Raw genomic sequence first — 448 nt, forward strand, 5'->3', positions numbered from 1 at the left:
GTGAAACTGTTTTTCCAGGACGATCAGATGATTGTCAGGTGGTGGTTTAAAAAAGCCCTTGTTCAGGGGTTGCCGTGTGGCAAAACAAGACTACAATGCGCGTCGATTTCATGCGGTTGAGTCTTGATGATATGAACGTAGCTCGTCAACTGAAAGGCATGGCATTTGATCTGGTCGACCGAGTCGTCCCGGTCAAACCGGTTGTACATGCCCCTGATCTGCAAACAGTACTGGATCGTGAATCCCGTCGAATGCATTTGTACTTTTCGCGTAATTGTCCGGCTTCTATCCAGGTGCGACGCCATTGCCTGCGGCTTGGTTTGCGGGTAGTGGAAAAAGACGTTGAGCGTGTTGATGCTTATCGTAATGAGCTGGTCAATGGCGGTGGTATACCTCGGGTTCCTTGCTTGCGTATCGATGGTGAGCAAAACAGCGAATGGCTGTATAG

1 protein-coding gene is annotated in these 448 nt (G+C 49.6%); it reads left to right on the top strand.

Annotation, left to right across the window (positions count from 1 at the left end):
• Window positions 1-131: 131 nt before the first annotated feature.
• Window positions 132-448: glutaredoxin family protein (locus Q4563_RS16195; protein WP_303605207.1), on the top strand; the 317-nt coding region annotated here is incomplete at its 3' end.

It is taken from the genome of Gilvimarinus sp. 1_MG-2023, from assembly GCF_030548285.1.